The sequence below is a fragment of the Rhodococcus sp. MH15 genome, assembly GCF_019266045.1.
GTDB classification, from domain to species: domain Bacteria; phylum Actinomycetota; class Actinomycetes; order Mycobacteriales; family Mycobacteriaceae; genus Rhodococcus_F; species Rhodococcus_F qingshengii.
This window is the reverse complement of record NZ_LPNP01000052.1, coordinates 20,982-42,690: the sequence shown is the minus strand read 5'-3', so window position 1 is coordinate 42,690 and position 21,709 is coordinate 20,982. Positions and strand designations below refer to the sequence as shown.

Here is a 21,709-nt window from a genome sequence, read left to right as displayed (position 1 = left end):
ATGGTCACTGCGGCGACATCCCGCCAGCAGAGTACGAGAAGACGTTCTACGCTACTGAGCAGGGTGAGCAGGCCTTGGTTGAAATCAAATAGCCAGAGCCTCCATCAGACCCAGGGCGATTCAAAATGCCGATCACCACGATGAGGTTGATCCGGAATCGCAGACCTACCAATGCCGCTAGCCCGGCAAAGAAGACCTCTTCCATCAACCCCGCCAGCAGGACCGGCTTCACGACGTCCCAGGAGAACCAACCACCCTCGACCGAGGGACTGCCAGTTGAGCCCTCACCGACAAATGCCCGAAACGCAATTGCCAGAGCCTGACCGACCGCCCAAATTCCTGCAGCTCCGAGGAACCGCCGACGACGGCCCACACCTGCGAGCCACGGCGCAGATCGATCGACCGGGCCCCAGAATCTGCGAACTACCAAGAACGTGAACCACCCGCACGCCACCGCCACGCTAGTAGCGATAACGTCCTCCGCAATCCCAGGATCGGGCGAAACATCCACTGCCGCCCCGGAAGTCGGATTGAGATACTGGTCGATCGACGTCCAAATTACGTTGGACCAGAACAACAGCAGGATTGGCGGGGACACCGATCAGCAGAACCAAATGCATCCGCTCGCTCCACCACGCCCACCAACGGCCCGTCCCCCCATCTGAAGCGCTCTCCTCCTGAATCGAAGTCGGCAGCTGCCTCATCCAAACTCCCCCACCCGCTCGAATTTCACAATATTGACACCCACAACTCAACCAGACTGACGCTCCACAGTTCTACACCGCCACAAGGTAATCCAACACGCAACACAAGCACGCAACTGCAAGCAACGCGAGACTGCGATGGCCGCCCGGGAGAAGACCAATCAGGGCGGACTGTAGTCAACTACCCAAGCGCCCTCGGTCCGGCGGAGAGGCACCAGCCATCGGTGGCGATGATCTCGCACGACCACCTCAGCCCCCAAGAACCCCAACACCAGCGAAGTCGAAAATACAGCCGACAACGGAACCAACTCAGCCAACAAAATCCCCTCACCGTCCCTCGCGAAATCCGAAGCAACATCGAGGTCGGTCGTAAACGACGACAGAGGCTGCGCGCTGTAATCATGAGGTACCCGGCGCGCCGCCAGTTCAGGCCAAACCTCAGGCCGCGGGCTTACCCCGAACTTCCCCAGCCCCCGCCACAACAAAACATAGCGACCCCGAACACCGATCTCGGCGAATTCGCTACGCACCACCATCGGGATCGCAACTGCCAAAGCTGCAGCCAATCGCGTCTCTCCACGATCGACCCCCGACAGGCTGTCCAAGGCCAGATACCTGCTTGTGCTGTCAACGGCCTGGTGCATCAACATCGGCCACGGAAGGTCGACTCTCGCATTCCAGTGCACGGCCAGTTGGTTAATCTCAGCACCAACCGAATCCCCGAATTCAGATCTGAGTGCATCCTCAAAGGGGTTGGGGTCGGGAGATTCTGCGTATGGGTTCAACGTCGCCGACAAGTCCGAAATCAGCTCCGGATCAACCGCATTCACACAGGCTCGCAATGCCGAGACGCGGACAGCAACATCAGTCGCCTGCCTGTAGTCCTCAACCCTAGCTGCATTGCGGGATGCCTCACGAATATGAACCGACCACGCACCCAGATACGAGAGCTTTTGTCTCGCAGTCAGAAATGACGATTGCACTATGGCCCTCCGGATTTCACCCAATGACAACGATGTTTCCTCGCTCGGATCCCCGGTCAGCACGTGTAGTTACATCCCCTCGACAATGATGTTCGGACAAGCGGCGTCTGCTTTGCCTGGCGAGCTGGCCGGTACCAGGTGAGGAAGTTCAGGTTCGTCATCAAGGGACACCGGGCCGTCCCACGGAGCTACCAGTGACGAGTCGTATTCCCAACCGTCACAGGACAGGTCGTCCACCCAGATCACCGTCAGGGAACAGTCGAAATACTTCTCCGCGAATGCCATGATGGCCGGGAGCCGATTCTGATCAAACCAACCTCCCCTACCGACCTTGATGTCGCATCCGAATGCGCTCGGCCTTATCCTGGCGACGTATTCGCCTGGCGCCGAGCGTAGGACCACGTGATGATAGGTGCCCACCTATGATTCCCTTCTCGTTCTGCCGACAAAGATGCCCGCGTCACTCGAACTGGACAGTTCAAAATGACGCGGGCATCCATTGGCTGAATTCAGTTCGGTGTGACCAAGACCTGCAATTCGCCTACCCGCCGGTCGTACATCGACGTCAACGGAGTGGGGGCTACACCGCCCATCGTGCCGCCTGGCCAAGTGGCAGTCCACGTGACCACCCAGTTGCTGGTGGCGCTGACCTTGAAGACGTCTTGCGGCTGTCCAATGGACGATTTTGCGAGACGATGTCCGCATGTGGGCGATGGAGTTCCGCTGGCGGGCGAAAGAGGGCTGGCGTCAACAGCATCGGTATACGGAGTGAACGGCAGCAATGCACCCGGGCACAATTGCACGTCTCCATCGCCGTGATTGATGAGGACACCGGTGTTGATGGCGTTCGCGGTGACGGTTACCACACCCGAGGTGGCTGCTCGGTTGACCGGGCCTGTCGTGGATTCGCGAACGTCGTTGGGGCACATGAAAGCCCAGCTCTCCTTACCCACGAGACCGGTACGTTGACCTCCACCTGAGTTCGCAGGTTCAGGTGTCCAGCACATCGGAGGCTTTTCGAGCTGCATAGCGGTGATCGCCATAGACACCGTATTCATGATCTCCGCCATTGAGGGCGGCGTCGGCGGGATCTCGATACCGGGTGCCGCAGGCGGTGCGGGGCATCCCCCCGGTGTGCCGAGACATGCGCCTTGCAGGATCGCGTTGAGGGTCCCGGACGGAGGTGCAGCAGCGGGGCCGGCGCCGCCAGTACCCGCACCGCCTCCGCCGCCTCCTGCGTTGCCAGCCGCGGCCCCCGCGCCGCCTCCCGCGGCCCCCGCGCCGGCGCCTGAGCCCGCGGGCGCACTCACGTAGCCGCCACCCACTGTCACATTCGCACCACCGGGCGAGGACGATACGTCAACTCCACCTCCACCTACGCCTGGCTGCGCCAACGCTGATTGACTCCCCGTGACCAGAACGCCGCAAACCAGTGTCGCAGTGGCGAAAATTCTCATTGCTAGTCGCATGATTGCACCTTCTCAACTGTTTGACTTGTGACGCGCCAGCCATTCGAATCAGGCCACGCGGGGTTCCGAACGGTGATGTTGGTGGACTCGAACTGGCCGCGGTCGGGCTTCATCGCACTTGATCCGTCCGGAAATACGGCATTCCAGCCGGAGATATCAGTGCAGGCCTGAACGTGAACCCACGCGGCTTCCGCGCGGGGTTTTCCCTGATCATCTACCGGTGCGCTCAGATCCGTCACCGAGGATTTGATGACGGAAATGGCTCCGGTACTGGTGATGCCTTGCGACCGTCGAAGCATGATGTCCCCGACTCGGTCGTTCAAGACTGGGTCCCCAGCCACACCGCCGATCGCATCCACAGAAGCTGTTGGGTCAGCTTCAATGCTTCCGAGGGCAGCATAAAACTCGTTGACCTTGGCGATCGCTTGGCTCCGCGCTTGCTCGTCGGGCGTCTTCGCCTCGGTCTTGCCGTCTGGACCATCGAAAGCGGGGTTTCCGGTTGCAGTGAGAGTGACGTTCGGCTCGTCGGAATTGCTGGAACAAGCTGCGACGCCGGCTAGTAGGGCAACAGCTGCGACTGCTGCTGCTGTGGTTCGTCGAATTCTGTTGTGGGCCATGTTGTTGTCTCCTAGAAGCTTCCGGCGCTGCAGGGTGTTCCGGGTTGTGTGTAGTCGGCTGTGACTCTCCATCCTGCTGGGTCGGGCCATGACGGGTTCGTCAGGATCGGTTTTCCGAGTTCGAGTTTGTCCACAGGCTTGCTGATGCAGACGTCCATTTGGAGCGTGGCAGTTCCCGCTGTCGGTGCGCCGGTCTCGTCGATGGGGATGTCGTGTTTGGTAATCACGTTCTTGAGTACTTTGAGATCGCTTGGTGGCGTCGGGTTTCCGTTGCGACTGGTTGTGATCTCTTTCTTGGTCCTGTCGAGGAAACGGCCGGCCGCGACGGCATCGAGGTCAGAGAGCGGGGCAGCGGGGTCGGAATTCAATCGTGCGAGCACGGTGTAGTACTCGCTGATCTTGGCGAGGGCACCTTCTCCTGCTTGCTGTTCAGGTGATTTTCCCGATCCAGGGGGGCCGGTAAAGGTCGGGCCGCTGCTGGTGTCGAGGGTGCCGGGCTCCGGGCTGAGGATGCTGCAGCTTGCGGTCAGGCAGGCCGCCGCAGTGAGGGTGAGCATGGCTGCGAGGCGGCGGTTCATGATGCGGCTCCGATGCGGTAGTCGGTGGTGGTGTCGAGCTGTCTGAGAAGTTCGTTGGTCTCCGGGTGTGCGTCGACTTGCAGTTCGTCGAGTTCGCTTTTGAGGGTGTCGATGAGGGTTTGGGTAGTTTCGATGTCCCCGGAGAAGTGGGTGGCGATGATGGCTGCTCGCCAGCAGCCTTCGTGAGCACTGTCGACCGTGAGGCCGGCCCGGGCTGCCTTTCCTGCGGCATCGAGGTCCTGGGTGACCTGTTCGCCGCGGATGTAGCGGCCGGCGAGCTCTTCTGCGACGTCGGTGATCGCGGAGATCATTTCCTGCTTTATGTGATCTGCCCACCGGTAGGCAATCGGGTCGTCGCTGGTGAAGGGCTGACCGGTCACCAGCGCGAGAGCGGATTCAAGGCGTTCGGTTGTCGTCGTCGCAGGGTGAGCGTCGACGAGCTGGTTCCAGTAGTCCCAGTCTGTGGTCACTGAAGGGTGGAGGCGAAGTGGCGTTCGGCCGGTTCGGTCTCCGGACTTGATGAGCGCTGCGTCCCCGGTGTCGGTATCTCCCATCCAGCTGCGCAGTCGTGTGACGGCTTGGTTGCGGCGGCTACGGAGCCGCGCGTTTGCCGTCTTCGCTTCTTCGGCAGTGCTGGCCGCATTGACGAGTTCAACGTCGTGCGGCCACATCTTTGCGGTGAGCTCAGTTGCGGGCACTCCGCCGTCGCTGAATGCCAGTAGAGCTGCGATTTCGGTGAGGCTTCGCGAGTTCTCGCGGTCCGTTGAGCCCGGAGTAAGTGGCGCGAGGGTGGGCTCTCCGAGGACGCGAATCCAAATGTGTGGAGCCGCGGGAAGCTCGGGATGGGACGCAACAATCTCGGTTTCGGTCTCAGCCGCAGAGTCGGTGTCGATGTCGATGTCACCGACTGTCTCGGAGTTGATTTCCTCAAATACGTTGTCGTCGTTCCGAACTACCGTGAAAGCCGCAGGGTCGGTACTGGTGATGAGATTCTCGGTCGTGATCTCGCAGTCGAGACGTGCCCCCTCCCAACCGAAGTCCGAGGCCTCCGGTTCGACAGCTGGGGAAGAATCATGGGCGGTAGTGGCATACAGACTGACAATGCTCTCGTAGCCGGCTTCGTCGAGTGTTGTGACAGTGAGCTGTGCTGATGCGATACCAGGGCGGACCAGTGTTGCGGTGCCGTCGTCGGCGACATCCAATGTCCAGTCGGAGCGAGTGTTCGAGTTCTGCGTTGTGACTGCAGCGAACGCGATCCGCGGGGCGCTATGGGCGATCGAGGTCAGGATTTCTGTTTGTTCAGCTGTCAACGGGTCGGAGATGAGGACGATTTCCGGAGCAGTCAGCTCACTGGTCTCGTACACGCTCCGTGCCTGTGCGATGGATGCAACCTCGTTCTCGTCGAGGATGCCGGCGTCGCGTTCGAGATGGCGAGCCAAGCGCGCCAACACCTCGTCGGTGTTGTCGGAGTGCGTGATACGGCCAGTGTTCACTGCGCCTGCGAGGTCGCCGCAGTATCCGACGACGTTGAGGTGAAGGGAATCTGCCAGCGGCGATACGGCAAGCTCGACGGCCATCGCGCGAAGCACATTTGCGGTGGCGGTAGGTGTGCCGGTGATGGAGAGATGCCCTATTTCCTCCAAATTGAGCATGAGCTCTCGTCCATCGTCGCTCGTTCCCATCGCGGTCAGGGCTGGGTATGGGCTGACGTCGATGTCCGGGACCGAACGAGGGAACGCCCGTGGGTCGACCATCCACGTGTCGTCGTCTGATTGCATCCATGGCTGGGGCAGCGAGATCTCCTCGAGCAATCCGAGTTCGATCGTGTCGTCACCGATGAAAACCGCAAGGAGACTGGGGATGGAGATCTCGTTCGCTCGGCAGTACTGCGCGAGGTTCCGCAATGCAGTGTCGACATGAGCGGTGGTCAACGGATCGACAGCGGCCGTCAAGGCCTGTTCGGCAAGGATTGCTTCCTTGGCGGGCAGGGCGATGCGCTCGCCGCGGCGGCGGCGATGCTGCTGTTGCCGACGGCACAGCGCGAGATGGCCGGTCAGGCCGGCGGCGGCGAGCGCGGAGATACCGAGGGCGATGTAGACGACGCCGGACGAGCTGGAGGAGTCGTCTTCCGCGTCGGCGGTGATCACGGATGCTTCGGCATCAGGGGCCATATTCGCAGGCATCTGGGGCTCGATGGGGTCGAGTTGCCAGTTCGGTGTCGCTGCAACTTCTGGGAGGGGGTCCGGTGCCGCGTCGGGCACCTGCGCCTGGGGGGCTGGCACCGGCGCCTCAACCGGCGCAGGTACGGCCGCCGGCTGGGGGGCTGCCTCCGCTGCCGGCACGGGTGTTTGGGCGGACGCGGACGGAATGATCAATTGCTGTCCGACTGTGATCAGGTCTCCGGCTGGCGACCCGTCCGCAGTGGTGATCTCAGAAAAACGCAAAGGATCGCCGAGCTCTCGATCGGCGATGTCCCAGAGTGTGTCTCCAGCTTGGACGGTGTAGGCCCCTTGTACGACGTCCTGCACTGCCGCAGGGAGTTGCAGCGTCATTCCCTCTGCGAGGAATCCCGCTTCGGGCACAACGTCTTTGTTCAGTTCGAGCAGTTCGGTGAACAGCCTCCCGTCGCCGAGGTGAGTTTGGGCGAGTCCCCACAGGGTGTCTCCGCGGACGGTGGTCACGGTCGGGCCGGCGGGTTTAACCGCGGGCCGTGCAGCGCGCGGGTCCACCTGAGTGTGGGCGGGGCCGCTCGGGTCTTGCTGTGCGGCGATCGGTGCGTAGGGCGCAGGTGATGCACTGTCTACTGGTTGCGAGAGTGCAGGTGTCGCGGTTGCGGTGCCGGCTGTCAGCAGAAGCAGTGCACCACTGACGAGGAAAGTCGCCGTTTTCTGTTGCGACCCGAGAAGCCGGATCTTCGGTGCCTTGACGCCCCGGAGTGTGGCTGCGAGCTCGACAAGGATCGGGAGGGTAAATGTCGCCCACGCGACCCAGCCGACGAGCGGCAGAAGTGCGACGAGGAGGCTGCCGTCGTCGGGGCTAGAGAGCAGACTCTCGAAATCCGAAAAGGGGATGTCGAGAGGATTACCGCGCAATGCCCACAGTGCTGCGGGGATCCCTGCCACGAGCAGAAGCAGGATCAGGAGGTACCCGAGTCCTGCGAGGCGGGATCGGACTGTGCGAGCACTCATGGCCGGTACACCTCCCCCGCGTTGGTGCGGTTGAGGTTCACCGTTGCACTACCCGTGATCACTTTCGAACCAAGGGGCAAAAGCTTGTTGTCGTACACGATGCGGGTGGTGATCAGCAGTGTGCGAGGCCCTGTGGGGATGACCTCGCCCTCGACCCCGGCGTCGGCGAGGTAGCGTTTCGCGGCCGCCACTGCGCGTACGGGGTCGACAACCGTATCGATCCCTCGCGCACTGAGCGATCCGACGATCTGCTGTCCGGACGCGCGGGCGGCGTCTTCGGCGACGTTGTCCGCGCGTTGAGCTGCGGTGTGCATTCCACCGCCGTCGACGATGAGTCCCCACACGAAGAATATGAGGATGGGAGCGAGTATCACGGTCAGCAGCGTCACGGCGCCCTTATCGCGTTCCTCGGGGAGCCTGGAGGTGAGTCGCTTACGCAGGGTGGTGATCATCTGGTGCGCTCCCGGAAAGTGTCGATGGGTGAGATTGCAGTGACCTCGATAGTTCGTCCTCCGCTGACGCCGGGCCATCCGAGGGCGTCGTAGGAAACTTCACAACTGACGGTGACTTCGACGGTTGCGGATACTCCTGGGCGAGTACGGAATCCGGAGGTGTCAGCGCTGACGTTCATGGTCGTGCATTTGAGTCCTTGACCATCCATGGAGTCCAGGGCCGCTTGGTATGCGAGAGGGTTGGCTTGAGTGGCGGTACGTGAGAGTGATGCTGCCCGGGCGGCTTCTCCCGCGGCGTGCTCGACCTTTTGATGCGCCTGACGGTTGATGCCGTATGCGTACATCCAACCGAGTAGGACGAGGAGGACGATGATCGCGAGGCACAACTCGATGGTCACATCTCCTCGATCGTTTGAGCGGGCGCGAGCGATCCACTGGCTCAGCTTCATCCGACACCTCCGGGATTGGTCACGCGCTCAGTGGGTTTGGTGTGGTCGACGGTGATGGCGAATTCCAACCCCGGTACGAGGGACGGGGACTTTCCGGTGATCGTGACCGTGGTCTCGCGGAGTGTCTTGTTCACCGACACGACCGGCGATTGAAGGTCACCCGATCCGGATTTCGCGATGCACGCGTTCGCTGCGGCGAGGCCGAGCGCCTGGTTCCCTTGCTGAGAACGCGTGGCTTGCAATGCTTTTTCGGCGCAGGTGTTTGCGACGTCTCGTCCATGGAAGAACAGGGCGGTTTGCAGCATCACGGAGAACATCATCAGGAAAGCGACCATCGCGATGACGGTGACGAGCGTCGTGGGGCCCCGGTCGTCGTGGCGCCACCGGTCGATCAGCTGTTCCAGTGTCATGACTGTCCGTTTCTCTGCGGTCCGGTTGGCGAGGGTGGGCTAGGTGGCGAGCCCTTTTTGGGCTGCGGTACTGCGCTTGGTGTCGACGCGATTGCGCGCGAACATGGCAGTCCACATCGCGGCAACGACGAGGGCTATGGAGAGAGAAAATGCGGCCGCAAGTATGCCGAGCTGGGCTATGCCCGAGGTCTTCTCGTCCGTGATTACATTGAAACTCCCGAGCGTCAACGTGGGGACGGCGAGCGCCGCAACCATGGGCGGCAAATAGAACTTCAACCCGTCATCCGAGATGTAGAAGGCCCCGAACACCAGGAGATAGCTCGTCACTGCCAATACGATGATCGTGATAATCATTGGCCTTCTCCTTCACCCCTCAGGGCTTGTAGGTCTGTGAATTCTGTTCGTATGACGCAGATCCAAATCACTCGTTCGGCAACGAACGATCACGACGGAAGGTGGCGTAGCGATAAACGTAGGAAGCGCCCCCCGCGAGTGCGACGACACCGACTGCGGCCACGGCTCCCCAAAACAGGCCCAATACGCAGAAAGAAAGTGCCAGCACCATAACTGACCACCCCGCCCACAAAATCACTTCCTCCAGCGGTGACCCATCTAGAAGGATGATGAGGAGCAGCATTCCGAACAGCAAGAGAACCGCTACCGCTGTCAAAATCGTCATCACAGCATTTCCTCCTGTCCCATGCGGTTACTGCCGCCTGAGGTCGTGCATCGATAGCGCCGAGCACTGGAGAGCGACGTTGCACTCCATGTCCTCAGCGCTACCGATAGGCCCATGGTTTTGTTCTCCAGCATCCGAACTGCGCTCGGCAGTTTCAGTCGGGGATGGAGTCCGCGCGGGACTGGATCTTCTGGACGACTACAGCGCCGGCAGCGATGGCCGCGACGGCGAAGATTCCGGCGAGGATGACGTACTCGAGGGTGGACGGACCACGGTCCGAATTTTTACCGCCTGCACGCTGCAGAAGGCTGCCTGCGAGTGCGGCGACGAACATCATCGTGAGTGCGAGGTACGAGGTGATGGCAGCGCGGGTTGCGCGTCGGGTGGTGGTGATGGCCTTGGTGGTCATGGCGTGCTCCTTATTGGTGTGCTGGATGTGTAGCAGTTGTCCTGGACTGGATGAGTCCGGTCGATGGGTCCTTCTTTGTTTTGCCTGTTCAGAGGGCATTCCTTTCTTGTTGTTGGTTAGCCGCTGATGACGGTCACGGCCGGGATCAGGAGTAGTGCCATGAACAGGCCGGCGAGGCCGGCGAGGGGCATGGCGAGCTTCTCTGTTGCCTCGACGGCGGCGGACTGTTCAGCGGAGGTTTGTGCGGAACGCAGGCTGGCGGCTTTGGCTCGCAGTGAGGTGTAGACGCTGGCGCCTTTGTCGCCTGTCATCGTCATGATGTCTGCGAGGTCGCCGAGTTCTGCGAGTCCGAGCTGCTGAGAGACGCGAGTGAGGGCACTCCAGGGCGCTTCGCCGGAGCGGCCGGCTTCGTACAGTTCCTCGTCCAGTCGTAGGAACACCCAGCTGTCTCCGACTTGGGCGGCGATCTCGAGGGATTGCGTGGATCCGATTCCGCCTCGTCGGCATAGCGCGACCAGGTCGATGTAGGAGCTGAGGGCTTGTGCGAATTCGGCGCGAGCCGCAGCTGCGCGGCGCCGAATGTCGATGTCGGGAATCACGAAGAGGAAGACGGCGGTCGCGAGTGAGAGGATCGCCGGCATCGACCATGCCAATCCCAATCCGAACGCGGTCAGAACCAGATTCAGTATCGGGAAGATCAACAGACCGAAGAATGCCGCGACAAGTTTTTCGCCGAGTACGTGCGCCGGATCTTTGTGCAGCAGTGAGAGGTCCGATGTGGGGAGGGTGAGGAATCGGCTGTCTTGTAGGTAGGGATGTACGCGCAGGCCGAGCTTGTTGGCGAGCCCGTCGACGAGTGATGTCCCTGCTGTACTTGCCTTCTCCGGCGCGGGTCCGGACATCCTGGACATCACGTCGGTGAGGGCAGGTTGGGTTCGCAGGAAGTACAGGGCGACGAGATAGATGCCGATTGTGCCGACGCTGGTATAGACGATGATCGTCATGGTGATACTCATCGCTGCGCTCCTACAAGGTCAGTGCGTTCGACGCGGTCATTGGTTCCGATGAACCGCGGGTAGGTCGGCGGCTTGGTGGCTTGTTTCATCCAGTACAGATCTGCAGCGAAGAGCGTCAGCAGGATCAGTAGGACGATCTGCATGCCGCCTGAACGGTATGGCTCCATGAAATTCGTGAAGGCGAAAGCTGCAGCAAGGACGGCGATGGTGATGATGGTGACCCATTTGGCTTGTGTTCGAGTCGATTTGCGGTCCGCTTCGATGCGCCGGCGGCGGGCGACGGTATCGCCCACGTCTTCGGCGAGGCCTTCGAGAACATTGGCCAGACCGACACCACGCAGTTGCATGGCAAGGAGGAGGGCGCCGCAGATCTTATCTCCGACGCTGTCGTTGAGGTCGGATGCAAATCGTGTGACCGCTTCGGCCGGTGGGACATTGTTGCGGAGCCTGTTGATGAAGGCAGTGATCTCGTCTTTGAGCGTTTCCGGGATAGGAGTCGAGATGATGGTGTGTTCGATTCCGGAGCCAGCTCGCATGCTGCTCGACAAGTTGCGCGTCCATTCGTCCATCGCGGACAGACGGCGGATCTGGTGTTCCGCTTCCGGTCGGCTCAGGAGGTAGGGCAGACCCACGAGAAGGGCCGGGACGAGGAAGAGCGTGAAGAGCCATCCACTCAGGTAGTAGACGCTGGCACCTGCCACGATCCCTACCGCCAGGAGCATTTGGGTGGTCCCGGATATCTTTACTCTTTCGCCCTTACGTGGACGCTGCCGAGTGGGGGCTGTGGGATCGCGGCGGTCCCTCCACCCCAGGACAAGGCAGCCGACTCCCGCGCACAGAAGCAGGACGAGGAAAACGCCGATTTGCTGGTACATCATGCAGCTCCTTCGTCGTCGAAGAGTTCACGTTCTTCGTCGAAACTCCGAAGAGTGTCGGAGGGGAGGTTCAGTCTCTTGAATCCGCCGGCGAGAAGCTTGCGTAGCAGCGGCTGTGGGATGGTGCCGAATACCCCTGTGCCGTCGGAGTATCCGCGGTAGATGGTGGAAAAGCTGGGTAGCTTGTCGTCGCCAGGTTCGACGTAGACGACTTCGGAGACATACCGGACTGCGGTTGTGGTGCCTTCGCGGTTGACCCTGACCTTCGTCGCCAACTGAACGATCACATCGACGTGTTCTGCCAGCTGCCGTTCGATGTATTCCGCGGTGGCGTTCATCGGGGGCTCTTGGGCGAGGTTGGCGAGTCGGTCGATGACGCCGCGGGCGGTGTAGGCGTGGGTAGTGAAAAGGCCACCATTGGCTGTTTGGAGCGCCTTGACCAGGGCGAGGATCTCGTGGCCGGCGATTTCGCCGACTACGAGGTAGTCGAGTCCCTGGCGGACGAACTCATAGAGAATTGCGCTCAGGCTGAAGCCGCCGGCGAGCTGTCCGTCTGGACCGCGTTCGCCACCGCCCATGATCATTTCGGCGTCGACGACGAAGTCTCGCCGGCCGGGCAGTTCGTCGAGGAAGAGTTCTCGTTCGGTTTCGGCCACTCCGATTCGTGTGTGAACGGGGAGTGCGTTGGCGAGAGCGCGGGCGAATGTCGTTTTGCCGAAACCCATTCCGCCGCCGACGCCGGTCGACGCTCCGCCTCGCATGGCGCATCCGAGGATGTGCGCAAGTTCCGGAGGCATCATGTGGTGATCGAGCGATAGCTGCTCGAGGGTGATGTTGGTCAGGCGGTGGATGCGGATCGCGACGGAGGGCCGGATGGTGGTGTACCCCAGGACCGAAAGTCGATGGTTGCCTTGCATGTTGAGTCGAAGCGAGGGATTGATTCTGGAGAAGGGCCTGCCACCGTTATCGGCCCTGGATGCGAGCAGGCTCATCCACTCGAGAAGTTCGTCGCCGCTGTCGACGACGGAAGCTCGGTATTCGTAGTGTCCGTCGGGGTATTTGACGTATACGGCGTCACCGTTGAGGTAGATGTCGGTGATGTCGGGTTCTTCGACGAGATCTTGGAGGGGCCCGAGGCGGAACTGGGCGTCGAAGATCGCCTTGATGAGGGCATGTTCTTGGTCGAGGTTGAAGGCTTCGCCGCCGGAGCGGATCGTCTGTTGGACGTGGTTTTTCACCAATCCGGTGATTGTTTCTCGGCCGTATTCGCGTTCTTCGTCTTCGGTGAACGGCACGACGAGTTTGGTGTTCTTCGGATCGTTGAGCTCTCGGTCACGCTTGGTGCGGTGTTCGCGCAGTAGCTCGGCCGCTTCTCGCTGCAGGGCGCGGACGAGTTGTCGGTCGACCGCGATTTTCGGGGGCGTACTCCGCCGCGACCGCACGGCCTCGTCCGGAGGACTATGCCGTGGTGCTGGAGGTAGGTCGTGAAGGTGGTTGGTGCGGAAGAAATCAGCGGTCTCTGCCGACACCGGGGTTACTGGTTCGGGGGAAGCCGAGTGCTGATCGACGGAAGGAAGCGTCGCGGAGAAGAACGGGAGATCGGTGATGTTCTTGTGCGTACTCTGTGCTGTCTCGTCAGTTGTCATCGTCGGTCTCCTGTCACGGCGAGGCTGGACTTCCAGTCGGCCTGGTGGGTGGCCGCGAACTTTTCGATCTTGGGCCACGTGGTTCGGTGCAGCGCATGGAGATACAGCGATCGGCGGCGGCGCCACTTGGTCAGCACCTCGCCGTCGGAGAAGACCTTCGCGTCCTTCGAATCCGGGATGACGGCGATGACATCGAGTCCCGTGACCTTGGCTACTTCGTCGGCGTTGTACGGAGATTCACCGATGAGGATGAGTCCGAGGCTTGCCGTGGACTGTGTCGCTGACAGTTGTTGACGCAATCCGTTGATCGAAGCGCGCAGCGCCGCCAGTGCCGGACGGGTCGTGCGGGTAACGATGGCAATGGTCGTGGCGCTGACGATCATTTCGACAGGTGAGCCGTGTTGTCCGATCCGGCCGGCGTCGACGATGACGTTGGCATCGTCGACGGCAAGTCCTGCGAGATGGATTCCGAGTGGACTCCAGACGCCGCGCATTGCATCGACTTGAGCGGAATGTAGAAGGCCAGGGAGGACAGAGACCGTGGTGTCGGGGAAGGTGATCACCTCGGAGGCCAGCGCTGATTTGAGGCGTCCGTGGCGGTTGGCGTCGACGAGGTTGATCAATGATTTGTCGTGGTAGCGGCCGCCGAGGAGGTATCCGGCCAGCACGGGCGAGGATCCGATTGGATCAGCTTCGACCAAGAGCGTGTTCTTACTTGGTGAATTCAAGGCCAGAGCGAGTGCTGTCGTGGAGACTCCTGGTGCCCCGGATGCAGAGATGAGTGCGAGGTACATGGGAAATCACCGCACTCGGTTGTCGAGGACGATGGACACGCGCTTGGTCGCAGCCCGCGCGGCGACCCAGTTTGCTTCGGCTTCCGGGACCAGGAGGTTGAGAGTGGTTTCGCCCGCTTCCGCGATCGTGGTCGTCGAGTAGACCTGCGCCTTTGTGTTGATAGGTCCCGTAACCGGCGGGTCATCGCCTTCTCGGGGGGTGTCTACGACGCGAATCATGTCTCCGGGAAGAATTGCTTCCGACGGTAGGTGTGGGTATCCCACGGTGATGCCGACCATCGTCAAGCCTTCTCCGGGCACCACCTGGTCGGTGACGGCCGCGGGCATCAGCACTGTTCCTGCCGGCAATCGAGTGCCGGCACTCATTCCGATGACACGACCTCGTTCACCCGCCGAGAGGGCACCCAGGTCGGCGTCGACGTTGACGGTTTTCACCGCGAGGTCCTTCGATTCGATGATTTGGCCCTGTTGGACGTCGCGCGCGAGGACGAGAACGTCGGTCGTGGCGCGCATCGCGCTGACTGCGGCGAGCATGCCGATGACGGCGACGACGACAAGGGCGACGCCGATTGCAAGGTAGATCGGGCGTCTGCGCACTCGCGCGCGGGTAGTCAGGTCGGGTGGGCTATCCGGGTCTGCGCCGTTATGTGCTGGTTGTTTGTCACCGGACGAGCGGATGGAATCGATCTTTTTGGTCAGTAGGGATGCCATGTGTGGTGGTCCTTCACAGTGGACGAGTGGACAGGGTGGGCAGGTCGTACGGGGACAGTAGGTCGGGACCTGGACTGGCTGGCGCCAACTGCGCTGCAGAACGGTTTGCCTCGGCTTTTCGGTGGCGGTACGTTCGCCGCAATCCCTGTCAATCTTGGTGACAAATCTAAAAGCCAATCTGGATGGCATATTAGAAGGGTTGCGGCATGGTGTCTAGCGATGGACGGACCAATCCGATGAGCCGCAACGTCCTGCGCGGCTTCGATAAAGACGCATTCGCAGCTGCCCGAAAGGCAGCTCGGATGTCCCGTGGCGATGTCGCCCGCCTGGCGGACACGACCGCCGCGACCATCCGCAACTGGGAGATCGGCGCCGTGTCTCCTCAGATAGATTTCCTGGCCAGAGCCGCGAATGCGTTGAACATCCAAGTCGGCGACGTCGTCGTCACGGATCCAGAGGAGCGCTTTCTCAGTGACTATCGATGCTTGGTCGGACTTACCCAACCCCAGCTCGGCAAAGTGTGCGGGTTGACGACTACGACGATCACGCGCATCGAACGCGGTGAGATCGCCCTCACCGACAAGATCCAGACTGCTTTGGCGGAGGCGTTGGGGATTTCTGGGGAACAGGTGAATCGGGCGTACATGAAGGCCAAGCGGCGACCTCCTGGAACGCCTGCTTGAGCCTCGCCGTAAACGTGGCATGGCTATCCCCCTCTGGAGCAACTCCGAGGGTCTCCCCACCCCGGTGTTGACTCGCCTCCCTGCTGGTTTCACTCTCCTGCCTGCCACGCAGCTGTGAGTCTTTCGCGAAACAGCACAGCAGGTTTGTGTTACCGGCGCGAGTCTGGTCGGTACCACTAAAGAGTGTTACCTGCGAGTATTGACTTTTCGCCGTAGGTCAGCTTTTGGGTGTTTGTCTCGTTACAGATACTCACGAAAGGTCATGCATGGATACCGTCCGACCGCCCAACCTGGGCGATTACCTGCGCGCGTTGCGCACCAGATCCACACCGCAGCACCCGGACGGTCTGACGAGGAGCGAATTCGCGGCGAATATTTTCTGGAGCGTGAGCCATATCACGCAGATCGAACGTAACGAATAGCCGAACCCTTCAGTCAAATTTCTGGAAGCAGCATCACGGGAACTCGGCCTCGATCCGGCCCAGCGCCGACACCTGTACAACCTTGCTCGCCGCACTCAAACGGAACGGGAAACATCGACCACCCCGTGGACGATCGAGCAATACCGATCACTCATCACACCCGAGATGCGCACGGTCATCACAGCGCTCAATCCACATCTGGTGGCTTATCTGGATGAGCGATGGAATGTCATCGAATGCAACGCTGCCTATGATCGCGCCTTTCCAGGCCTTCTCGACGACGGCAATGTTTTGCGCTGGTTCTTCTCCACACCGCAGTCCAAGCAAGTCATGGTGGAGTGGGAAGCCGAGACGACCTTGACGGTGAACTGGTTCCGCGCATTGATGGGACGCTATTACAACCCTGAATGGGCGATCGAAACCCTGGAAGAACTGAGCAAGTTCCCTGCATTTCGGCGCCTGTGGGGCAAAGAGGATGTTCGATTCGGCCGACACCAGCCATTCATGCATCTGCGCGATGCCGACACCGGCGAGGAATACCGCGTTCATGTCCAGGTACACACGGAAATGCGTGGTGACTACCCCGTACAGATGTACCTAGGCGTGCGAATCCCGGGAACCGAATAGCTGCTCAAACTTCTACAGCCAGCCTGTTTCAACCATCGTCACGAAGGCCGCGATGGTCTCGTTCACGGGCTGCGGGTGGGTCCAATTGGCTGCGTGACCTGCGCCAGGAATGGTGAGGACTGGAACTGCGAGCGGTAAATGGTCGTACAACTGTTTTGCTTTGGCCGCAGGCGCGGACATGTCGTGTTCGCCACGGATGATCAACGCCGGCACCTCGATAGCACTCAACCGGTCGACGACATCGTCGCGTTCGATCAAGCACTCTGCGGCCGGTCGAATCGCTCGACGATCGCTTGTCGTCCATTTCTCGATCCACGGCGCCCACGACTCTCGCGAGTCACCGCCGATCAATTGTGGTGCCAGAGCTTCGACAAGCGGTTCGATCGGGGCATCGCTGCACCACTGATCGAACATGGCCTTGTATCCGGCTTTCTCGCCATCGGTGCAGGCAGATGCTTCGGTGTCGAGTAGCAGGAGCGCTTGGACTCTCTCGGGAGCGAGCAAAGCCGTCCGTAGCGCGGTGTAGCCGCCCTGCGACATTCCGCCGACGATTGCTGTCTCGATCTCGAGATCGTCGAGGACCGCCAGGGAGTCTCGAGCCAAATCCCAATACGTGAATGCGGCGCCGTGATCGGTTGTTCGTCCGTGTCTGCGCGAGTCCCAGGCAACCACCCTGACATTGCTGGCGAGGGCATCGATCTGCGGGGCGAACATCGACGAATCCATGAAGAATCCATGCCCGAGCAGCAGGACGGGCCCCTCTCCCCCACTGTCGGTGTAATAGATATCGGCGTCGGGCGTTCTCACGTTCGGCACGAACCCGATACTAGGGGTGACCTTTTCCGACCGGGGATTCGAGTCCGCTCACGTGCATACAACACGGGCGCGGTAGATTTTCAGGCTCCGTGGGAAGATCCAGGGCCTCTGCGGGGCGGCGTAGAAGGCGAGGTTTCGGCTAGTCCGGACCGCCGGTAAGTCCGTCGAACACGTCGACTATCCGTGTTCGCAGATTGGGTGAGCCCACATCAACCGAATGAAGTTGAGCCCCGCCAATGAATGTCGCGCACACCTGATCAGATAGTCGGTAGCTTGCGGGACGGTCGCTTATCTCGCCTGACTCTATGGAGCGGACAACCAATTCATCAATGCTCTTGTGCCACTTCATATATGCAGTTTTCCCGCCCGTAACGGATGGTTCGACAGTGAGAAGTAACCCAGCACGCAGGATGGGATCGGCATCGATACGGTGCGCCATCTCGCTGCAGAACCGCACCAGCTGGCGGTAGGGGGACCTATCACCAGCCTCTCCGAGAGCCACGTACTCGTCATTCACCATATTTGACCATCGTTCGATAACCTGTTGTGCCAGTTCCTCTTTGGAAGAGAAATGGAAATATATTGCACCTTTGGTCAGGTTCCCGTTTTCGATGATGGTGTTGATACTTGCCGCGGCAAATCCACAAGCATCGAACTGACGTGCGGCGGCGTCGACGATTTTCTCGCGAGTAATCCCCGCCCGTTTCTGCCGTCGCCTTCCTTTGACCGCGCCCCCGACGACGGATGGGCTGGGTGAACCGAAATGACCTGGACTCATCGGCTCTGATTGGACGACGGTTTCACGCATTCCCTCTCACTTTCAGCAGTGTCTTCTCGCTACATCCTGCAGAAACAACGGAAGCATTTGCAATCTGCCTATTGTCAGCGTTAGTGCGCGATTGTGCAGATCGGAGGCCTGACTGATCCGATTCTGTCCTCGCGACCCATTCTCCGATTGCAGTCAGAATCCAACTTCTGGACACCTCGCGGTCGACGGCCACCACCGATGTCAGCGCTTCGAATGCCAGCGTGACGGCGACCGAAAAATCAGGATGCGGAGTGTCCATTGCTTCCAGTGCGATGTCGTTGGCTGCGGAGAGCGCGAGGTGCAGGGCGTCTGCTGAGATCACCGCAGGGTCTTCTACCAGCGCTGTTGTGGATTGGTATGCCGATATCCAGACCTGCGGGTCTAGCGGATGCTGTGCTGCGGCGTGGCACATACGGGCAGCTTGCTCCAGTTCGGACATGACCGGCTCGGTCACGATGGGCGCGAGCCTGCCGGTTAACCCCCATTGCGAGTCGAGGAGATCGGCGAACCAGTGCCAGCGCATTGATTCCGGTGCGTCATCGAGAGCAAGCTCGACCGTTCCGGCAGCAAGACACATAACAGCGTCGCCGGGTGTCATGGTGTTGAGCGCGGAGGCGAATGTCGTGTTCATGAGCAGGTCCCGTCTGGGGTCTCGGGTCGAGACCGGAGATGTCTGTATATGAATAGAACGTGATGCGATTTTGTAATCCGCTGTCAAGAAACGCTTTTCAGCGTCCAATGGAGATCTTGCCGAGATGTACTTCAGCCGGTGTCGGCAATGTCGATCGGGCGCAAGTATCCCTGCGGTTGACTGCCACGGTTTACCTCTCGCCGCAGCTGACCATCCACGGGGCCGTATGTGAATGCCCTCCCGCCGGCCCCTGCGAAGAAGAGACCTCGCCGCCGCGAGGCGCGTGCGGGCGCCGATGGCGAGCGCAGCATTGCATCGTCTACATGTTGATTTGGCTTGATGGATCGATCAATCGGATTGGGACGCAGTATGTCTCGGCTGGATGTGTGGCGGGAAATGCCGCCAGGGCCTACACGGGGGCACCGCGTACTCAGAGTGCGCAGCATGTGGCGCGGCGGGCGGAGCGGTGTCGCGCCATTCCTATGTCCCGACCGAGAACCAGACAACTGGACTCGTTCGACCCTCCGGTTGAGCGCGGCGGACGCGCGAGCGCTCGATGTCGCATCTTCCAGCAATTCCTCGTCGAGCGAGATCGGTTCCAGCTCCCGACCCGACAGGGGCTCGACAGGAGACAGTTCGTCGGATTCTTCGCGAACACCAAGGACTTCAGCGGCCGTTTCCTGTGGGCCACTCTCTTCTGTCGATGAATCGCTGTTGGCCGCTGCATCACGTGCAAGTGCGCGCCGGTAGCGGCTCAATTCGGTGACTGCCGAGTCGTATTTGATGGAAAGCCGTGCCGCGAGCTCGGAAGGAGACCAACCTCGTTCGAACGCAATGCGCACGATCTCGCGTCGCTCGCAGAGGCGTAGCGGCAACTGCTCCCCACCGAGCCGGCGGATCACGACTGCCTCGTCAACGGGAACACCTCCCCCACCGTGTCGCGGTTGAACTCGTTCCTGACTCCGCGCCTTGGGGTTGTCGATTTCGTCGTCGTCCCACCCGAGCGGCGGCACGATGCCATCCGCGCGTGATCGGTCACGAATTTCGGCATCCGGGCCCGGGTGCATGGACAGCTCGTCGTAGATACCGGCGATCGCCTTCCATAGCCCACTGGAGATGAGGCTCTTGGTCGGCATGCCAGTGACGACGTCGATGTCGACGCCGAGACGAGCTGCCAGGAGACCGTCTCCATAGCCCATTGCGTTGAGTGCACGCAGACGTCGGTGTGCTCCCACCGCCGGCGTGAGATCGCGGCCGCGGCTGGGGCGGAAGGTGATTGAAAGGACGGCGTCGACGACACGTTGTGGTGCTGACGTCGTGGAAGTCTTGCGCAACGCCCGGATGATTTCGACGGGCAGTGATGCAAGTTGAGCGATCAGCTCGGTTGTCATTCCGGCGCACATCAGAGCGTTGACGTGGTAGCGAACGTCTGCGAGGTCGACTGATGTATCGACGTGACGGGCAGGTGTCCAAGCCTGCCCGTCACGTCCCCCTGAACCCGATTGTCGCGATGTCTGGAACCACCCGTCGTCGCGACTGGGTGTAGTAGACCGGGCGGGGATTCCGGCTGTATTCAGTCTAGCTACCGACGCTTGGCGTGCAGAGGAACGGCAGCCGCGTCGGCTGCTGGAGATTTCGGACGTGCGTTGTGGTGCTGCGGTGCTGGTGGTCATCGGAAGCTCTTTTCCGTTAGCGGCTGGTCAGGCCGCATGTACGTGTGAACAGTTCGTACTCGAGCGCACCGGGTGGTCGAGAACAGCGAATGGTCGCTGGTTGAGGCCGTTCTGGTGTTTATCACTGGAATCTAAACCCGGTATGCAACGATGGTATCTACATCTTCAATAGGATGTCCAGCGATGAACGGACAATCCAGGTGAGACTGCCTTTGAACGGCTTCCAGCCGAAGGCCCTCGAAAAGGCTCGAACCGCGGCCAAGATCAGCCGTGGCGACCTCTCCCGCGCAATCGGCGTGGACCCGACCACCGTTCACAATTGGGAAACCGAACGATCGCAACCGTCGCCTGACCATCTGGCGCGCGCCGCTGAGCAACTCGGCATCCCTCTTGATCAACTGATCGTCGTGCCAGAGAAGAACAGGACGATCGCTGACCTGCGCAATCTCGCGGGAATGACCCAGAAGGATATCGCCGGCCGCACAGGCCTGAGCACCACGACGATCGGCAGGATCGAGCGCGGCGAAGGGACTCTCGCCGATCGCCACGCCACCGCACTGGGCGAGGCTCTGCATGTGGAGATCCAGACGATCCGTGCCGCGTTCATCCGAGCCCGAACCAGACCTCTCCGCCCCCTTCCCAAGACCAGCTAGCGCGCATCCCGGACCTGCGAGTTTCCTCACCCTTGATCACCCACTCGCAGCCGCTGCTGACGACGACGATCAACTGCCTGGCGTGAGCCGCTGACCGCCAGGGCTACCGCTACCGCAAGCACTGCGGCCACGACGATGAGCCGGCGGATATCGAGGCCAGCGCCTTCCGCTCCAGGAAGGGCCAGCAAGGGCGATTCCGCTGCGGCGATGATCATGTTGTGTTCGAGAAGCCAGGCCGTGGCCCTTGCCGACATGGCCGGCATGGCGCCGACGACGATCCCGAAGATCAGTGGGGCTGCCATCAGCAGGGACATCTGATCCGCGTCAGACAGTCCTGCCGCGTTCGCCGTACCCGCGGTGGGCCGCTGGGGTTCTGACTGGCTCTCGAACATGACCGATCTCCTCGTGTCGCCGGA

Annotated in this window: 26 protein-coding genes; 3 read left to right on the top strand and 23 right to left on the bottom strand. The window is 60.9% G+C overall.

Going from position 1 to position 21,709, the window contains the following annotated elements; genetic code table 11:
* Nucleotides 1-46 precede the first annotated feature (46 nt).
* From ATN37_RS02010 to ATN37_RS01925, 18 genes are all read right to left on the bottom strand, one after another.
* Nucleotides 47-598 carry a hypothetical protein gene (locus tag ATN37_RS02010; RefSeq protein WP_218694656.1) on the bottom strand — a complete coding sequence of 184 codons (552 nt, stop codon included), beginning with the start codon at nucleotides 596-598 and terminating at the stop codon, nucleotides 47-49.
* 267 nt (nucleotides 599-865) lie between these two features.
* Nucleotides 866-1,717, bottom strand: a complete 852-nt coding sequence (locus tag ATN37_RS02005) for a hypothetical protein (protein ID WP_256933101.1) — start codon at nucleotides 1,715-1,717, stop codon at nucleotides 866-868.
* A gap of 39 nt (nucleotides 1,718-1,756) precedes the next feature.
* Nucleotides 1,757-2,107, bottom strand: coding sequence for a hypothetical protein (locus tag ATN37_RS02000; RefSeq protein WP_064445003.1), 351 nt, complete (start codon nucleotides 2,105-2,107; stop codon nucleotides 1,757-1,759).
* Between the two features lie 89 nt (nucleotides 2,108-2,196).
* Nucleotides 2,197-2,997, bottom strand: coding sequence for a hypothetical protein (locus tag ATN37_RS01995; protein WP_241199268.1), 801 nt, complete (start codon nucleotides 2,995-2,997; stop codon nucleotides 2,197-2,199).
* Between the two features lie 149 nt (nucleotides 2,998-3,146).
* Complete coding sequence (locus tag ATN37_RS01990; RefSeq protein ID WP_064445002.1) at nucleotides 3,147-3,773, bottom strand: hypothetical protein; 627 nt, start codon at nucleotides 3,771-3,773, stop codon at nucleotides 3,147-3,149.
* Nucleotides 3,774-3,784: 11 nt separating this feature from the next.
* Nucleotides 3,785-4,351, bottom strand: a complete 567-nt coding sequence (locus ATN37_RS01985) for a hypothetical protein (RefSeq protein WP_064445001.1) — start codon at nucleotides 4,349-4,351, stop codon at nucleotides 3,785-3,787.
* The gene (locus ATN37_RS01980; RefSeq protein WP_125053246.1) at nucleotides 4,348-7,539 is read right to left on the bottom strand and encodes a LysM peptidoglycan-binding domain-containing protein; all 3,192 of its coding nucleotides are present in this window, start codon (nucleotides 7,537-7,539) and stop codon (nucleotides 4,348-4,350) included. Before ATN37_RS01980 ends, ATN37_RS01985 begins: the two co-directional genes overlap by 4 nt.
* Nucleotides 7,536-7,991: a TadE/TadG family type IV pilus assembly protein gene (locus ATN37_RS01975; protein ID WP_125053248.1), complete on the bottom strand. Its 456-nt coding sequence runs from the start codon at nucleotides 7,989-7,991 to the stop codon at nucleotides 7,536-7,538. Before ATN37_RS01975 ends, ATN37_RS01980 begins: the two co-directional genes overlap by 4 nt.
* Nucleotides 7,988-8,389, bottom strand: a complete 402-nt coding sequence (locus tag ATN37_RS01970) for a pilus assembly protein TadG-related protein (protein ID WP_241199219.1) — start codon at nucleotides 8,387-8,389, stop codon at nucleotides 7,988-7,990. Before ATN37_RS01970 ends, ATN37_RS01975 begins: the two co-directional genes overlap by 4 nt.
* A gap of 47 nt (nucleotides 8,390-8,436) precedes the next feature.
* Entirely contained in the window at nucleotides 8,437-8,850 is a 414-nt protein-coding gene (locus tag ATN37_RS01965) for a hypothetical protein (RefSeq protein ID WP_125053252.1), read from the bottom strand.
* 39 nt (nucleotides 8,851-8,889) lie between these two features.
* Nucleotides 8,890-9,204, bottom strand: coding sequence for a hypothetical protein (locus ATN37_RS01960; protein ID WP_125053254.1), 315 nt, complete (start codon nucleotides 9,202-9,204; stop codon nucleotides 8,890-8,892).
* Between the two features lie 67 nt (nucleotides 9,205-9,271).
* Nucleotides 9,272-9,529: a hypothetical protein gene (locus tag ATN37_RS01955; RefSeq protein WP_241199220.1), complete on the bottom strand. Its 258-nt coding sequence runs from the start codon at nucleotides 9,527-9,529 to the stop codon at nucleotides 9,272-9,274.
* Nucleotides 9,530-9,683: 154 nt separating this feature from the next.
* Nucleotides 9,684-9,938 (bottom strand): hypothetical protein, encoded by a 255-nt coding sequence (locus ATN37_RS01950; protein ID WP_125053257.1) that lies wholly within the window; start codon nucleotides 9,936-9,938, stop codon nucleotides 9,684-9,686.
* A gap of 116 nt (nucleotides 9,939-10,054) precedes the next feature.
* The gene (locus tag ATN37_RS01945; RefSeq protein ID WP_218694655.1) at nucleotides 10,055-10,954 is read right to left on the bottom strand and encodes a type II secretion system F family protein; all 900 of its coding nucleotides are present in this window, start codon (nucleotides 10,952-10,954) and stop codon (nucleotides 10,055-10,057) included.
* Nucleotides 10,951-11,832, bottom strand: a complete 882-nt coding sequence (locus ATN37_RS01940) for a type II secretion system F family protein (RefSeq protein WP_225320446.1) — start codon at nucleotides 11,830-11,832, stop codon at nucleotides 10,951-10,953. The genes ATN37_RS01945 and ATN37_RS01940 overlap by 4 nt, the downstream gene beginning before the upstream one ends.
* Nucleotides 11,829-13,475: an ATPase, T2SS/T4P/T4SS family gene (locus tag ATN37_RS01935; RefSeq protein WP_125053261.1), complete on the bottom strand. Its 1,647-nt coding sequence runs from the start codon at nucleotides 13,473-13,475 to the stop codon at nucleotides 11,829-11,831. Before ATN37_RS01935 ends, ATN37_RS01940 begins: the two co-directional genes overlap by 4 nt.
* Complete coding sequence (locus ATN37_RS01930; protein WP_011331693.1) at nucleotides 13,472-14,269, bottom strand: hypothetical protein; 798 nt, start codon at nucleotides 14,267-14,269, stop codon at nucleotides 13,472-13,474. Before ATN37_RS01930 ends, ATN37_RS01935 begins: the two co-directional genes overlap by 4 nt.
* 6 nt (nucleotides 14,270-14,275) lie before the next feature.
* Nucleotides 14,276-14,980, bottom strand: a complete 705-nt coding sequence (locus tag ATN37_RS01925) for an SAF domain-containing protein (RefSeq protein ID WP_125053263.1) — start codon at nucleotides 14,978-14,980, stop codon at nucleotides 14,276-14,278.
* Nucleotides 14,981-15,186: 206 nt separating this feature from the next.
* Here ATN37_RS01925 and ATN37_RS01920 point away from each other — a divergent pair, with 206 nt between their 5' ends.
* Nucleotides 15,187-15,663 carry a helix-turn-helix transcriptional regulator gene (locus ATN37_RS01920; RefSeq protein WP_125053265.1) on the top strand — a complete coding sequence of 159 codons (477 nt, stop codon included), beginning with the start codon at nucleotides 15,187-15,189 and terminating at the stop codon, nucleotides 15,661-15,663.
* A 587-nt stretch (nucleotides 15,664-16,250) separates the two neighbouring features.
* Nucleotides 16,251-16,712 carry a hypothetical protein gene (locus ATN37_RS32315; RefSeq protein WP_256933099.1) on the top strand — a complete coding sequence of 154 codons (462 nt, stop codon included), beginning with the start codon at nucleotides 16,251-16,253 and terminating at the stop codon, nucleotides 16,710-16,712.
* Nucleotides 16,713-16,724: 12 nt separating this feature from the next.
* On the opposite strand, the gene ATN37_RS01910 is transcribed toward ATN37_RS32315, so the two are convergent.
* From ATN37_RS01910 to ATN37_RS01895, 4 genes are all read right to left on the bottom strand, one after another.
* On the bottom strand, nucleotides 16,725-17,528 hold the full coding sequence (locus ATN37_RS01910; protein WP_125053269.1) for an alpha/beta fold hydrolase: 804 nt from the start codon (nucleotides 17,526-17,528) through the stop codon (nucleotides 16,725-16,727).
* Nucleotides 17,529-17,667: 139 nt separating this feature from the next.
* On the bottom strand, nucleotides 17,668-18,336 hold the full coding sequence (locus tag ATN37_RS01905) for a TetR/AcrR family transcriptional regulator (RefSeq protein WP_256933098.1): 669 nt from the start codon (nucleotides 18,334-18,336) through the stop codon (nucleotides 17,668-17,670).
* Entirely contained in the window at nucleotides 18,329-18,967 is a 639-nt protein-coding gene (locus tag ATN37_RS01900; protein WP_182262187.1) for a hypothetical protein, read from the bottom strand. The genes ATN37_RS01905 and ATN37_RS01900 overlap by 8 nt, the downstream gene beginning before the upstream one ends.
* Before the next feature lie 131 nt (nucleotides 18,968-19,098).
* Complete coding sequence (locus tag ATN37_RS01895; RefSeq protein ID WP_182262166.1) at nucleotides 19,099-20,640, bottom strand: hypothetical protein; 1,542 nt, start codon at nucleotides 20,638-20,640, stop codon at nucleotides 19,099-19,101.
* A 200-nt stretch (nucleotides 20,641-20,840) separates the two neighbouring features.
* On the opposite strand from ATN37_RS01895, the gene ATN37_RS01890 reads away from it, so the two are divergent.
* Entirely contained in the window at nucleotides 20,841-21,293 is a 453-nt protein-coding gene (locus ATN37_RS01890) for a helix-turn-helix transcriptional regulator (protein ID WP_041814230.1), read from the top strand.
* Nucleotides 21,294-21,319: 26 nt separating this feature from the next.
* Here the strand turns inward: ATN37_RS01890 and ATN37_RS01885 are convergent, their stop codons facing one another.
* Nucleotides 21,320-21,685 carry a hypothetical protein gene (locus ATN37_RS01885; RefSeq protein ID WP_218694654.1) on the bottom strand — a complete coding sequence of 122 codons (366 nt, stop codon included), beginning with the start codon at nucleotides 21,683-21,685 and terminating at the stop codon, nucleotides 21,320-21,322.
* Nucleotides 21,686-21,709: the final 24 nt, after the last annotated feature.

Coding starts and splice junctions, on each gene's coding strand:
- ATN37_RS01990 (WP_064445002.1), bottom strand. CDS start 3,773: ATGGCCCACAACAGAATTCGACGAACCACAGCAGCAGCAGTCGCAGCT.
- ATN37_RS01985 (WP_064445001.1), bottom strand. CDS start 4,351: ATGAACCGCCGCCTCGCAGCCATGCTCACCCTCACTGCGGCGGCCTGC.
- ATN37_RS01980 (WP_125053246.1), bottom strand. CDS start 7,539: ATGAGTGCTCGCACAGTCCGATCCCGCCTCGCAGGACTCGGGTACCTC.
- ATN37_RS01975 (WP_125053248.1), bottom strand. CDS start 7,991: ATGATCACCACCCTGCGTAAGCGACTCACCTCCAGGCTCCCCGAGGAA.
- ATN37_RS01965 (WP_125053252.1), bottom strand. CDS start 8,850: ATGACACTGGAACAGCTGATCGACCGGTGGCGCCACGACGACCGGGGC.
- ATN37_RS01960 (WP_125053254.1), bottom strand. CDS start 9,204: ATGATTATCACGATCATCGTATTGGCAGTGACGAGCTATCTCCTGGTG.
- ATN37_RS01955 (WP_241199220.1), bottom strand. CDS start 9,529: ATGACGATTTTGACAGCGGTAGCGGTTCTCTTGCTGTTCGGAATGCTG.
- ATN37_RS01950 (WP_125053257.1), bottom strand. CDS start 9,938: ATGACCACCAAGGCCATCACCACCACCCGACGCGCAACCCGCGCTGCC.
- ATN37_RS01945 (WP_218694655.1), bottom strand. CDS start 10,954: ATGAGTATCACCATGACGATCATCGTCTATACCAGCGTCGGCACAATC.
- ATN37_RS01940 (WP_225320446.1), bottom strand. CDS start 11,832: ATGATGTACCAGCAAATCGGCGTTTTCCTCGTCCTGCTTCTGTGCGCG.
- ATN37_RS01935 (WP_125053261.1), bottom strand. CDS start 13,475: ATGACAACTGACGAGACAGCACAGAGTACGCACAAGAACATCACCGAT.
- ATN37_RS01930 (WP_011331693.1), bottom strand. CDS start 14,269: ATGTACCTCGCACTCATCTCTGCATCCGGGGCACCAGGAGTCTCCACG.
- ATN37_RS01925 (WP_125053263.1), bottom strand. CDS start 14,980: ATGGCATCCCTACTGACCAAAAAGATCGATTCCATCCGCTCGTCCGGT.
- ATN37_RS01920 (WP_125053265.1), top strand. CDS start 15,187: ATGGTGTCTAGCGATGGACGGACCAATCCGATGAGCCGCAACGTCCTG.
- ATN37_RS32315 (WP_256933099.1), top strand. CDS start 16,251: ATGCGCACGGTCATCACAGCGCTCAATCCACATCTGGTGGCTTATCTG.
- ATN37_RS01905 (WP_256933098.1), bottom strand. CDS start 18,336: ATGCGTGAAACCGTCGTCCAATCAGAGCCGATGAGTCCAGGTCATTTC.
- ATN37_RS01900 (WP_182262187.1), bottom strand. CDS start 18,967: ATGAACACGACATTCGCCTCCGCGCTCAACACCATGACACCCGGCGAC.
- ATN37_RS01895 (WP_182262166.1), bottom strand. CDS start 20,640: ATGACCACCAGCACCGCAGCACCACAACGCACGTCCGAAATCTCCAGC.
- ATN37_RS01885 (WP_218694654.1), bottom strand. CDS start 21,685: ATGTTCGAGAGCCAGTCAGAACCCCAGCGGCCCACCGCGGGTACGGCG.